The sequence below is a fragment of the Citrobacter sp. S39 genome (assembly GCF_009495675.1).
GTDB classification, from domain to species: Bacteria; Pseudomonadota; Gammaproteobacteria; order Enterobacterales; family Enterobacteriaceae; genus Citrobacter; species Citrobacter freundii.
Genome location: NZ_CP045555.1, coordinates 1,698,496 through 1,711,742, shown reverse-complemented (window position 1 = coordinate 1,711,742; position 13,247 = coordinate 1,698,496). Strand labels below are relative to the sequence as shown.

Annotated in this window: 12 protein-coding genes; 4 read left to right on the top strand and 8 right to left on the bottom strand. The window is 51.9% G+C overall.

The genetic code is table 11. The features are described from left to right. Positions 1 to 9: 9 nt before the first annotated feature. Both GFB57_RS08140 and GFB57_RS08135 read right to left on the bottom strand, forming a co-directional pair. Entirely contained in the window at positions 10 to 1,278 is a 1,269-nt protein-coding gene (locus tag GFB57_RS08140) for an oligosaccharide MFS transporter (protein WP_008321194.1), read from the bottom strand. Positions 1,279 to 1,288: 10 nt separating this feature from the next. Next, positions 1,289 to 3,109, bottom strand: coding sequence for a DUF2264 domain-containing protein (locus GFB57_RS08135; RefSeq protein ID WP_003024563.1), 1,821 nt, complete (start codon positions 3,107 to 3,109; stop codon positions 1,289 to 1,291). Between the two features lie 165 nt (positions 3,110 to 3,274). On the opposite strand from GFB57_RS08135, the gene GFB57_RS08130 reads away from it, so the two are divergent. Next, positions 3,275 to 4,126 carry an AraC family transcriptional regulator gene (locus tag GFB57_RS08130; protein WP_003024567.1) on the top strand — a complete coding sequence of 284 codons (852 nt, stop codon included), beginning with the start codon at positions 3,275 to 3,277 and terminating at the stop codon, positions 4,124 to 4,126. Between the two features lie 40 nt (positions 4,127 to 4,166). Here the strand turns inward: GFB57_RS08130 and parE are convergent, their stop codons facing one another. From parE to nudF, 5 genes are read right to left on the bottom strand one after another with little or no spacing between them, the layout of a single operon-like run. Continuing rightward, positions 4,167 to 6,059, bottom strand: coding sequence for a DNA topoisomerase IV subunit B (parE, locus tag GFB57_RS08125; protein ID WP_003024571.1), 1,893 nt, complete (start codon positions 6,057 to 6,059; stop codon positions 4,167 to 4,169). Positions 6,060 to 6,087: 28 nt separating this feature from the next. Then, entirely contained in the window at positions 6,088 to 6,669 is a 582-nt protein-coding gene (gene yqiA, locus GFB57_RS08120; RefSeq protein WP_003024575.1) for an esterase YqiA, read from the bottom strand. Next, on the bottom strand, positions 6,669 to 7,496 hold the full coding sequence (gene cpdA, locus GFB57_RS08115) for a 3',5'-cyclic-AMP phosphodiesterase (protein ID WP_003838143.1): 828 nt from the start codon (positions 7,494 to 7,496) through the stop codon (positions 6,669 to 6,671). Before cpdA ends, yqiA begins: the two co-directional genes overlap by 1 nt. 24 nt (positions 7,497 to 7,520) lie before the next feature. Continuing rightward, positions 7,521 to 7,943 (bottom strand): DUF1249 family protein, encoded by a 423-nt coding sequence (locus GFB57_RS08110; RefSeq protein WP_003024582.1) that lies wholly within the window; start codon positions 7,941 to 7,943, stop codon positions 7,521 to 7,523. Next, the gene (nudF, locus tag GFB57_RS08105; RefSeq protein WP_003024585.1) at positions 7,940 to 8,572 is read right to left on the bottom strand and encodes an ADP-ribose diphosphatase; all 633 of its coding nucleotides are present in this window, start codon (positions 8,570 to 8,572) and stop codon (positions 7,940 to 7,942) included. Before nudF ends, GFB57_RS08110 begins: the two co-directional genes overlap by 4 nt. A gap of 199 nt (positions 8,573 to 8,771) precedes the next feature. On the opposite strand from nudF, the gene tolC reads away from it, so the two are divergent. The 3 genes from tolC to GFB57_RS08090 all read left to right on the top strand — a co-directional run bounded on the left by tolC (position 8,772) and on the right by GFB57_RS08090 (position 12,251). Then, positions 8,772 to 10,250, top strand: a complete 1,479-nt coding sequence (tolC, locus tag GFB57_RS08100; protein ID WP_085951568.1) for an outer membrane channel protein TolC — start codon at positions 8,772 to 8,774, stop codon at positions 10,248 to 10,250. Positions 10,251 to 10,407: 157 nt separating this feature from the next. Further along, positions 10,408 to 11,085, top strand: coding sequence for a DUF1190 family protein (locus tag GFB57_RS08095; RefSeq protein ID WP_003024591.1), 678 nt, complete (start codon positions 10,408 to 10,410; stop codon positions 11,083 to 11,085). Positions 11,086 to 11,090: 5 nt separating this feature from the next. Then, positions 11,091 to 12,251 (top strand): glutathionylspermidine synthase family protein, encoded by a 1,161-nt coding sequence (locus tag GFB57_RS08090; RefSeq protein ID WP_003024594.1) that lies wholly within the window; start codon positions 11,091 to 11,093, stop codon positions 12,249 to 12,251. Positions 12,252 to 12,336: 85 nt separating this feature from the next. Here GFB57_RS08090 and ygiD read toward each other — a convergent pair whose 3' ends face one another. Then, a complete protein-coding gene (gene ygiD / locus GFB57_RS08085; protein ID WP_003024597.1) occupies positions 12,337 to 13,125 on the bottom strand; it encodes a 4,5-DOPA dioxygenase extradiol in 789 nt (262 codons plus the stop codon). Between the last annotated feature and the right edge of the window lie 122 nt (positions 13,126 to 13,247).

Below are 13,247 nucleotides of genomic sequence, written 5' to 3'. Positions count from 1 at the left end.
TTACGTAAATTATTTTGCAGGATTATTTTCAGCAATATCGAGAGCAATATTATTGCGACGTTTACTCTGACAAGCTGATAAAGTAAATGCCGATATCAATGTAAAGATCAGCGCCACAATGCCCATAATGATATATGTCTTCTCAAAGCCTATCCGGTCGTACATTAATCCGGCAGGCGAGGAAACCACCACGTTACCGACATACAGCATCGCCTGATAACCCAGTAAATACATGGTCGCATTGACACGTTTATCAAAATGCTCGGCAATATATTTGAAGACGGAAACCAGTAATAAACAGATCTCCAGACCGTATAGCGGCTTCAGCACAGAAATTAATAAATGAGAGTCACATAGCCCAGATATCACCAATCGCGCGCCCACCAGCGCCCCAACAATCAGCAGACCACGCTTCGCGCCAATATAATTGACGAATAGCGGAATGACCATGTACATGACAAATTCCATTCCCGACTGCACGGTGCCCAGATAACCAAAGACGGCGTTCCCTTCATGTACATCGGCAAAGAAAGTGACGAAGTAGCGGGAGAACTGCTGCTCCGCGATAAACATCATCCACGCCACGCCCGCAACGTACAGGCAGAATGCCCAAAATTTGCGATTACGCAGCAGGGCGTAAACATCCGTCGGGGAGATTTTCTCTTTAGTTATCACCTCCGAGGCGTTGGCCGCATTGACATTGACTTTCAGACTCACCAGAACAACCAGCATCACCACTGACGTCAGGCTGCCGAGCATAAAGTTATAGGCCGGTGAGAGGTTAAACAGCAGGCCAGAGAACGATGACGCCACCGCCCAGCCAAGCGACCCCCACATACGGATCTGCCCAAACTCCATGCCGTTCAGACGGCTGTAGCGGTCAGAATAAGATTCACAGGCCGCCACCCCGGCATACCACGCAAAGCTCAAGTAAATCGCGCCAACTATAATACCCAGCATGGTATTGGAGAGTAATAATGGCTGATAGATATAAATAAAAAACGGTGCCATTAACGCTGACATCACTACGACGAAATAGAGCAGATATTTGCTCATACCTATTTTATCGAGGATATAGCCATAAATAGGCTTCAGAATAACCGAGAAAATACCGTTCACAGCAAATACGGTGCCGATCACCGTACCGCTCAACTGCGCTTTTTGCCCCAACCAGATAGCCAACAAACCAATACTTGCGGACCAGGTAAAGAAATAAAGGAATATAAAACTACTTATTTTATAATATTCAGTCCGATTTCCCGTTGAATTATTTTTCATACCACCCTCGCTATAAAAAGAACGACAACTGGCGTGCATTTTCAGGTTGCTGAATAACAACCTGGTTATTGTTGATGGATAGCTGCGGAACGGCTGAGTACTGTCTTTGCTGCCCGCTGGCACTCACGGCGCAGCAAAGCCAGCTTTCGCCCTGCGGGATTTCGCTGGTCAACACAGGAATCGACGCACATTCAGGGAACATGATGCTACTGTTCGGCGGCGTGACCACGCTGTCTGGCTGGCGAACTATGGACGGCGACAGATCAACGATAACGCTGGTTCCGTTGCATGTCGCAAGGAGGCATCCACGCTCACATAACCGAGGCTCGGCTTTCATCACCGCAAATCCTCCTTCCACCGTTTGCAGCGTTCGCGCACTGTTAATACGGTGCAGGCGAAGATGCCATTCGCCAAACGGGACAAGCCAGGTCTCAATCATTACGTCATGCCAGGGAGACCAGCGGGACCAGATAAAATTCTCATCGACCCGAACCTCGTCGCACTGACGACGGCCACGATAGTAGCCATCGCCGTCCGCCAACAGCAGCATAGAGTCACAGGCCGCATGTTTGATGCCGTAACGGCCGCGCTCAATGGTGAAACCAAAGCGGCTGGAGTAGGCAAATTTGGTGTATTTGGCTTCGGTATTAACGTAGTTGTTCAGTTCAAGCTGGCCTGAGGTCAACATCATGACATGCTCAGAATGCTCACTATGCTGCAGGATCTGCGCAGCATGGGGGATAACGCGTTTTTCAACGAGTTGCGGTAGCGCCAGCTCTTCAGCCTGCCAGAATGGATGATCCTCCGGCAGTGCAAGAATCAAAAAAACCTTCAATGCCCAATAAGGCGATCCCGGCGAGTTGTAGTCTTCACACATCGCCAGATTCGGGTAGGCAAACCCCAGCGTTAGAATGCCATCACGATCGAAAATCGGCTGCTTCTGCCACCAGCGCAAATGACGCAGGATCACCCCTTTGATTATGCCTGGCGAAAGAACATCCAGTTCGGCAAACGCCACCGCGCTCCAGAAGGCAACCATGGCAAAGCGGTAGGTCAGGCTGCGGCCAAACGGCACCGATGCGCCGTCAGCGGCGGACAGGTAAATAAAATCTTCGGCAAACAAGCGCGAACGTTCACGCAGAACGACAGCGCGTTCGGTGTCATCCGGGCTGAGGGTGGCATACAACAGGCCGTAGAAGTGAAAAGCCATTGAGATGTAGTAATCTTTCGGTCGACCGGGACCATCGGAATACCAACCGTCACCAAGATAGTAGGCTTCCATCAGCTCAAAGCGGCGATCGATAGCCGCCTGATCGTAAGGCAGACCCGCACGCTTGAAACCAAGCTGAACGATAATCGCAAAGTAGTTCCAGTTGCTGTCCGGCATTTGCGAGTCGGTTATCTGATTCAGCCAGCGGTGCAGATTCTCGCGTTCGCTCAGGGAGAAATGCTCCGTTAATTGCGTCTGTAACAATGCCAGACCCAGGCCATAAGCAGCCATCTCAACCAGACGCTGATCGTAAGGACCGGTGTCTCCCCAGTAATGTGGGCTTTGTGGGTCAGTACCGAGTTTTATCGCCTGAATGTACTTTTCGGCAAACGGCACTTTAGCCCCGCCTGCCATCAGAGGAAATAGCCCCCACAACGCCCGGGAAAGCCCTTCCATACAGGCAATATCCGCGCTGTAGTGAGCACAGGTATTGCCAAGAGAAAACTGAGCCTGTCCCGCCGGAAACTGCCGATCCAGCGCACGTAAAATGGCGTTAACCGCACACGTTACGTCTTCGCGTGATGACAATGGATTTGATTTTTCTTCAGTTGCTGACCACATAATCTGCCCCTCTGAATTAAGTGGCTAAAGAATAGTGAATCGCAGAGCAGCAGAAATGTTACGTCAATCACAGCACCAGAATTAAAGTAAAACAGTGATTGAGAAAATTTAAAAATAGGGTTTATAAATTACCATTCGGCGGCAAAAATTTAAATTTATTGCACTATGACTTTATCCTCACCGCAAGAACGTCTGGAGCTGATCGCCCTCAATGATGCGGTTGCGTCGTTCAGCCGTTTATTCGCCAATACGGTGCGTTATCACCACTGGCATCAGTGTCTGGAAGTGCTGTATGTGGAAGAAGGCTTTGGCGTGGTTACGGTTGACCATAAGCAATACACCATGCGGCCGGGACGAATGTTCTTTTTCCCGCCGTTTACCCTACACAAGATCTGGGTCGATGTGCAGGCGCGGGATGGTTATCGACGTACCATTATTCATCTCGATCAACATGCGGTACTGAAGGTGCTGCGCGACTTGCCTCATACTCAACAGCATCTGCAAAATCTGAGCATTCGCAGCAGTGAAGCATGGGTCGTCGACGCAGCGGATGTTCATCCGCATGTTGATTTTCTCTTCAGCCGTTATGAAAAAATGGCCGCTCAAAAACCGCTGAGCACTGAGCAGGTTGCCTGTCTGTTAGTCAATTTATTCAGCCTGTTACCCGACGATAATGGCAATATGCCGGAAATTAGCAGCGGAATTGCTAGTCAGGTGATGTTCTGGCTGGATGAACATTACACTCACAAATTTAGTCTGGCAGCGCTGGCGCAGGAGCTGAATAAATCAAAAAGCTATGTATCCCGCCGCTTCCAGATGGAAACGGGCGAGAGCATTCTCGACTATCTCAATACGCTGCGGTTACGCAAAGCCTGTGAAGCGCTGTTACACAGTGAAATCAGCGTGCGGGAGATTGCTCAAAAGGTGGGATTTTCAGAGGTAACATACTTCATCAGCGCCTTCGGTAAAGGCATTGGCGAGACGCCGTTGCAGTATCGCAAGCGGCATAAACAATAACGCCGGAAAGCACGTTGCTTTTCCGGCATTCAACGGTCAATTAGCCTTCGAGATCCGCCAGGTCGCCTTTCTCTTGCAACCAGTTACGACGGTCTTCAGAACGCTTCTTGGCCAGCAGCATATCCATCATTGCGTTGGTACGCTGATCGTCTTCATCATCGATAATGAGCTGCACCAGGCGACGGGTGTTCGGATCCAGCGTGGTTTCACGAAGCTGCATCGGGTTCATTTCACCCAGTCCTTTAAAGCGCTGCACGTTCGGCTTACCTTTCTTGCGCTTTAACTGCTCCAGTACGCCCGCTTTCTCTTCTTCCGTCAGCGCGTAATACACCTCTTTACCGAGGTCGATACGGTATAACGGCGGCAGCGCCACGTACACGTGACCGTGTTTCACCAACGTGCGGAAGTGCTTCACAAACAGTGCGCACAGCAGCGTGGCGATATGCAGACCATCGGAGTCCGCATCCGCCAGGATACAGATCTTACCGTAACGCAACTGGCTCAGATCGTCGCTGTCCGGATCGATGCCGATCGCCACCGAAATATCGTGCACTTCCTGCGAAGCCAGAACTTCATCGGAAGAGACTTCCCAGGTATTAAGGATCTTACCTTTGAGCGGCATGATCGCCTGATATTCACGATCGCGCGCCTGTTTGGCGGAACCGCCTGCGGAGTCACCTTCGACGAGAAACAATTCGGTGCGATTAAGATCCTGTGCGGTACAGTCCGCCAGTTTACCCGGCAGCGCCGGACCACTGGTCAGCTTTTTACGCACCACTTTTTTCGCCGCGCGCAGACGACGCTGGGCGCTGGAAATCGCCATCTCAGCCAGCAGTTCGGCGGACTGTACGTTCTGGTTCAGCCACAGGCTGAAGGCATCTTTCACCACGCCAGAAACAAACGCCGCACACTGACGCGAAGAGAGGCGTTCTTTGGTTTGTCCGGCAAACTGCGGATCCTGCATTTTTACCGACAGCACGTAAGCACAGCGATCCCAGATATCTTCTGCCGACAGCTTCACGCCACGCGGCAAAATATTGCGGTATTCGCAGAACTCGCGCATCGCATCCAGCAGACCCTGACGCAGACCGTTGACGTGCGTCCCGCCTTGCATAGTTGGGATCAGGTTCACATAGCTTTCGGTCAGCAGCTCACCGCCTTCCGGCAGCCAGAGCAGCGCCCAGTCCACGGTTTCTGTTTCACCGCTGAAATTACCGATAAACGGTTTTTCCGGCAGCGTCGGTAGGCCATTTACCGCTTCGCTCAGATAGTCATTCAGACCATCCTGGTAGCACCAGCGCTGTTCGCTGTTGTTGACCTCATCCTTGAAGGTGATCTCAACGCCCGGGCACAGTACCGCTTTGGCTTTCAGTACGTGCGTTAAGCGCGAAACAGAAAAACGCGGGCTGTCAAAGAAGCTTTCATCCGGCCAGAAGTGCACGCTGGTCCCGGTATTGCGTTTGCCGCAGGTACCGACAACCTGTAAATCCTGCACTTTATCGCCATTCTCAAACGCGATGTTGTATACCTGCCCATCGCGGCGTACGTTCACTTCCACACGTTTGGACAGGGCGTTAACAACGGAGATCCCCACACCGTGCAGACCACCGGAGAATTGGTAGTTCTTGTTGGAGAACTTGCCGCCCGCGTGCAGACGACAGAGGATCAGCTCAACCGCCGGAACGCCCTCTTCAGGGTGAATGTCTACTGGCATGCCGCGTCCGTCATCAATGACTTCCAGAGACTGGTCGGCATGTAAGATCACGTCCACGCGTTTCGCGTGGCCCGCCAGTGCTTCATCCACACTGTTATCAATCACTTCCTGTCCAAGATGGTTCGGACGGGTCGTATCGGTGTACATCCCAGGGCGACGGCGTACCGGCTCAAGCCCAGTGAGTACCTCAATGGCATCAGCGTTATAAGTTTGCGTCATGGTTTAAATAAGCAATTCGAATTGATCGTCAGAAACTGTGCAGTCCAAGGAAATCGACAATCGGGTTGAAATAATCTTCGAAGCCCGTGAATGCGTGGTTTCCGCCCTCAATAACTGTCTGACGGCAGGAGGCGTAATACGCCACCGCCTGGCGGTAGTCCAACACTTCATCGCCCGTTTGTTGGAGCAGCCAGATCAAATCCGGCGCTTCCAGCGGGTCAATCTGCATGACTTTAAGATCGTAAATATGGCGTGACTCTAGCACATATTGCTGCCCCGTGTAGGGGTTCTCGTTTTGACCGAGATAGTCGACCAGCAGTTCATAAGGCCGTACAGCAGGGTTCACCACCACTGCCGGCAGCATAAAACATTGCGACAGCCAGGTGGCGTAATAACCACCTAATGAGGAACCGACAATCCCCAACGACTCTCCGCCATGTTCAAGAATGATCGATTCCAGCATCTCTGCGGCCTGGGCCGGATACGGCGGCAACTGCGGTACGATCATCTCAACGTGCGGATGGTGCTCCGCCAACCAGTTTTTCAGCAAACACGCCTTCGCCGAACGAGGAGAGCTATTAAATCCGTGAAGATAGAGAAGCGTAGACATCAGTAGCCTTCTGAAGCGGTATCAGGGTGGAACCGATTACCCTGCAGACGACGTACCTGAGTCTGCAACGTCCCGTCAGCAAAAAGCTCCAGCGTCCGCCAGCCGGGGCTGATGGTATCCAATGTGAAATTGGAACAGTGCGGCTTAAACTGCACGCAGGTCGACGGCGTCGCCAGCAGACGGCGTCCGTTCCAGTCCAGATCCAGTTCCTGATGAATATGCCCGCACAGCAGATACTTCACGCGTGGATAGTTCACCAGCACGTTATCCAGCTCAGCGGCATTGCGCAGGCTATGCTGATCGAGCCAGCTACAGCCCGCAGGCAGAGGATGATGATGCAGAAGCAGCAAGGTATTACGCTCTGGTGCATCAGCAAGTTTACGCTCCAGCCATTCGAGCTGGAATTCACTTAATTCACCGTGGGGAACGCCGAACACCTGGCTGTCGAGCAGCAAAATTTGCCACTGTTCGCCGATGAAAACACGCTTGGCAGGGGAAATTCCCGCATCCTGCAGCGCGCTGTACATTGCCGGCTGAAAATCGTGATTGCCCGGTAGCCAAACGCAGGGCGCACGAAAGCTTGCGATGCCCTCAGCAAAATGCTGATAGGCCGCAGCGGATTGATCCTGCGCCAAATCACCCGTCGCGACGATCAGATCGTACTCAGGCGACTCTGCATGTATGGCATCCAGTACGGATTGATAACTGTCCCAGGTATTCACACCCAGCAGCGTTTCATGCTTTTCGGCAAACAGGTGAGTGTCTGTAATTTGTAAGATCCTGACTCTGGCCTCACCAGCCAAAGGAAGGGTTAACAGGCTTTCCAAATGGTGTCCTTAGGTTTCACGACGCTAATAAACCGGAATCGCCATCGCTCCATGTGCTAAACAGTACCGTAGCCAGTCGGCCAGAAACTGATTAATTTGATGCTTTTCGTCGCGTTGATGCAACTTTTTATTTGGATAATCATACCGCGCTTTGAAGCGAAAGATCTGCTGACTTGAACACACTTCAGCCACCCTCGCGTCATGATACAGGCGCACGGTCAATGACGGCAGGCTCCAGTATGTGACGGCCGGCGCCGTTTGTTCGATCGCGACAAGCGTAGTGTATCGGGTCGATTCAACGATCGTTAACCGATATTGTGCGTTTGCTACCTGATAGCTCACTGTTTCACCGGCTGCATCATTACGTGGCAGCAGGCGGCGCAATTGCGAATAGTTGGTTTCGCACAGGCGCATCATTTCAGGGAAGTCAGGTGTGTAACGCTTCATTTTTTCCACTCAGTTTTTAACTCTTGATAGTGCAGCTGTAACCATTGCAAGGCGATGACAGAAGCCGCGTTGTCGATTTTCCCCTCTTCTACCCATTGATAAGCCTGCTCCCGGCTCACCACATGAACACGAATATCTTCGTTTTCATCAGCCAGACCATGAATTCCGCTCGCGGTCGTAGCGTCCACTTCGCCAACTAAAATAGACAGGCGCTCACTGGTGCCGCCAGGGCTTGCCAGATAGCTCAGAACGGGTTTCGTACGTTTAACGTCCAGTCCGGCTTCTTCCATCGCTTCACGACGGGCCACATCTTCAACAGTTTCGCCCTCTTCGATCATTCCGGCTACCATTTCCAGTAGCCACGGGCTTTCGCTGGTATCAAACGCCGCGATACGGATCTGCTCGACCAGTACAACTTCGTCCCGCTCAGGGTCAAAGGGTAGCAAGACTGCCGCGTGTCCGCGCTCAAAAATTTCGCGCTTTACCTCACCGCTCATACCACCGTTAAACAAGCGATGGCGGAACCGATAAAGATCCAGTGAAAAAAAACCGCGGTATAGCGTTTCTCGTGCAATAATTTCTACATCATTTTTAGTGAAAGTCATTGGCAAGTTGTCTGGTTTACGCATTGTGCTGTCCTGAAACCAATAGTGATTAAAATGTGAATTTCAAGGTCGTTTGACTGATGTTTGAACGCCCTTGTGTTAAATTGATGCAAATTAACGCCGTATGGCACGTAACGCCAACTTTTTGCAGTGGCGGATTCTGCTAGAATCAGCAAATATTTTTACAATTTGATCAGCGCTAAATACTGCTTCACAACAAGGAATGCAAATGAAGAAATTGCTCCCCATCCTTATCGGCCTGAGCCTGTCGGGGTTCAGTACTTTGAGCCAGGCAGAAAACCTGATGCAGGTTTATCAGCAAGCACGCCTGAGCAACCCGGAATTGCGTAAATCCGCCGCCGATCGCGATGCTGCATTCGAAAAAATTAACGAAGCGCGTAGTCCATTACTGCCGCAACTGGGTTTAGGTGCCGATTACACCTACAGCAATGGCTACCGTGATGCAAACGGCGTCAACTCCAACGCCACCAGCGCGTCATTACAATTGACTCAGACGCTGTTCGACATGTCTAAATGGCGTGCCCTGACGCTGCAAGAAAAATCAGCGGGCATCCAGGACGTAACGTATCAGACCGATCAGCAAACGCTGATCCTGAATACCGCTACGGCCTATTTTAACGTACTGAACGCGATTGATGTGCTGTCTTACACCCAGGCACAGAAAGATGCGGTTTATCGTCAGTTAGATCAGACCACTCAGCGTTTTAACGTTGGTCTGGTCGCCATCACTGACGTGCAGAACGCCCGTTCACAATACGACACCGTGCTGGCGAACGAAGTGACCGCGCGTAACAATCTGGATAACGCGGTAGAACAGCTGCGTCAGGTGACCGGTAACTATTACCCGGAACTGGCTTCGCTGAACGTTGATGGTTTCAAAACCAACAAACCACAGGCGGTGAATGCGCTACTGAAAGAAGCGGAAAACCGCAACCTGACTTTATTGCAGGCGCGTTTAAGCCAGGATCTGGCGCGTGAGCAGATTCGTCAGGCACAGGATGGTCACTTACCAACACTGGATTTAACCGCCTCTACCGGGGTATCTGACACCTCGTACAGCGGATCTAAAACCAACAGCTCCCAGTATGACGACAGCAACATGGGCCAGAACAAAATCGGTCTGAGCTTCTCGCTGCCGCTGTACCAGGGCGGGATGGTTAACTCACAGGTGAAACAAGCGCAGTACAACTTTGTTGGCGCGAGTGAACAACTGGAAAGCGCACACCGTAGCGTGGTGCAGACCGTTCGTTCTTCATTCAACAACATTAATGCTTCTATTAGTAGCATTAACGCGTACAAACAAGCGGTTGTCTCTGCTCAAAGCTCATTGGATGCGATGGAAGCCGGTTATTCCGTAGGTACACGTACCATTGTGGATGTGTTGGATGCCACCACCACGCTATACAATGCCAAGCAGCAACTGGCAAATGCGCGTTATACCTATCTTATCAATCAGTTAAACGTCAAATCTGCGCTCGGCACGCTGAACGAGCAGGATTTGGTGGCACTGAACAATACGCTGGGTAAACCGGTATCCACAACACCGGATACCGTAGCGCCGCAAAATCCACAACAAGATGCCGCAGTGAATGACTTTAACGGCACTGGCAATTTGCCTGCGGCTCAGCCGACAGCAGCACGTTCAACCAGCAGCAACGGCAACAACCCGTTCCGTAACTGATGCTGATGACGGGGCTTCGGCCCCGTCTGAACGTAAGACAACGTAAAGATCCGCCCCTTCCTGCGCATTCTCGCCTCTTCCCGCTTCAATTTCGACCAGTCATCCTCTATCCTGAGCATTATTTACTGTGTTTACCACTGGGTCCTGGAAGACAAAAATGAAACGGACAAAATCGATACATCACGCCTCGTTCCGCAAAAGCTGGAGCGCGCGCCATCTGACTCCTGTCGCCCTGGCAGTTACCGCAGTTTTTATGCTCGCGGGCTGTGAAAAGAGTGACGAAACGGTTTCGCTTTATCAGAACGCTGACGATTGCTCTGCAGCAAATCCGGGTAAAAGCGCCGAATGTACTACCGCGTTTAACAACGCGCTGAAAGAAGCTGAACGTACCGCGCCAAAATACGCCACTCGTGAAGACTGTATCGCTGAATTCGGCGAAGGCCAGTGCCAGCAGGCTCCTGCGCAAGCAGGTATGGCGCCGACCGGTGAAGGTCAGGCTCAGGCGCAGAATCAAAGCAGCGGCAGCTTCTGGATGCCACTGATGGCAGGCTACATGATGGGCCGACTGATGGGTGGCGGAATGGGCGCTCAGCAACCGCTGTTTAGCTCGAAAAACCCGGCCAGCCCGGCTTACGGCAAATACACAGATGCCAGCGGTAAAAACTACGGCGCAGCAACGCCGGGTCGCACCATGACCGTACCAAAAACCGCTATGGCACCGAAACCAGCCACCACCTCTACCGTAACCCGCGGCGGATTTGGTGAATCTGTGGCCAAACAGAGCACCATGCAGCGTAGCGCAAGCGGCACCACCACACGTTCAATGGGTGGCTGATCGTCATGGAAAGAGTCAGTATTGTTGAGCGCCCGGACTGGCGCGATAAAGCCACCGAATACGGTTTTAATTTTCACACTATGTACGGCGAGCCGTACTGGTGTGAAGACGCGTACTACAAACTCACCCTTGCTCAGGTTGAAAAGCTGGAAGAGGTCACCGCAGAGCTACATCAAATGTGCCTCAAAGTGGTGGAAAAGGTCATTGCCAGCGATGAGCTGATGACCAAGTTTCGCATTCCGAAGCATACCTGGGGTTTTGTCCGCCAGTCCTGGCTGACACAGCAACCGTCGCTCTATTCACGTCTCGATCTGGCGTGGGATGGAACCGGTGAACCCAAACTGCTGGAAAACAACGCTGATACCCCAACCTCGCTGTACGAAGCTGCGTTTTTCCAGTGGATCTGGCTGGAAGATCAGCTCAATGCGGGCAACCTGCCGGAAGGCAGCGATCAGTTCAACAGTCTGCAGGAAAAGCTGATCGAGCGTTTCACCGAGCTGCGTGAACAGTATGGTTTTCAACTGCTACATCTGACCTGCTGTCGTGATACGGTGGAAGATCGCGGTACGATCCAGTATCTGCAGGATTGCGCGGCCGAAGCAGAGATCGCTACAGAATTCCTCTATGTAGAAGATATTGGTCTTGGTGAAAAAGGCCAATTCACCGATATGCAGGATCAGGTGATCGCTAACCTGTTCAAGCTCTATCCGTGGGAATTCATGCTGCGTGAAATGTTCTCCACCAAGCTGGAAGACGCTGGCGTTCGCTGGCTGGAACCCGCCTGGAAGAGCATTATTTCCAACAAAGCACTGTTACCTCTGTTATGGGAAATGTTCCCGAATCATCCGAACCTTCTGCCAGCATATTTCGCCGAAGACGACTACCCGCAGATGGATAAATTCGTTGTCAAACCGATCTTCTCGCGCGAGGGAGCTAACGTCTCCATCATTGAGAACGGTAAAACGATCGAATCCGTGGAAGGACCGTACGGTGAAGAAGGTATGATCGTGCAGCAGTTCCATCAGCTACCGAAGTTTGGCGACAGCTATATGCTGATTGGCAGCTGGCTGATCAACGATCAACCCGCAGGGATCGGCATTCGTGAAGACCGTGCGTTGATCACGCAGGATCTTTCACGTTTCTATCCGCATATTTTTGTCGAATGATTGAGAGTGCCGGGTGGCGGCTCCGCCTTACCCGGCCTACGGCACGAACTTAATGCCCGATAAGCGTAGCGCCATCGGGCGTTCATCACCCAACCTGCACCGACAACATACTTAAACTTCCCATCTCGATACCATCTACAGGGATCGTAACAGACTCTTTACCATCCCATGCCCCGAGAACATACAGCAGCGGCAGATAGTGATCTGGCGTCGGGTTCGACAACGATCCACCTTCATGATCGAGATAGTTCACCAGCGGGTGCTGCTCAGCCGGTCCCTGCCAGGTCAGGTTAGCCTTAACATAATCATTGAATGAGGTTGCCCACGGATATGGCGTGTTCTCACCGTGCCAACGCGCAGTACGCAGGTTATGCACCACGTTACCGCTGGCCACCAGCATAATACCCTCATCACGCAGTGCCGCCAGCTTGCGGCCCATCTCAAAATGCCAGGCCGCCGGTTTTGTACTATCGATGCTTAACTGCACCATCGGGATGTCGGCATTCGGGTACATCTTGATCAGTACGCCCCAGGAACCGTGGTCAAAACCCCACGCCTCTTTGTCTAACGCGACGGGTACAGGAGCAAGTAAATCAACCAGGTGCTGCGCCAGTTCAGGCGAACCGGGCGCTGGGTAATGGGTGTCATACAGCGCTTGCGGAAAACCGCCGAAATCGTGGATCGTTTTAGGCGCTTCCATCGCTGTCACACCCGTTCCACGGGTGAACCAGTGCGCCGAGACCACCACAATGGCTTTCGGACGCGGCAACGTTTCCCCCAGTTGCTGCCAGGCACGGGTATAAACGTTATCTTCCAGAACATTCATCGGGCTACCGTGGCCCAAAAACAATGCTGGCATACGAGTTGAAGACATGATGATATCCTTACTGAGGGAGTCATTTTGATACCATTACAATACGCTTATTCGGTTGATGAAGAACTCAGATAACCATGATGAAGATCATCAGTTATTTTGACGATCCAGTCCGGAAAGCA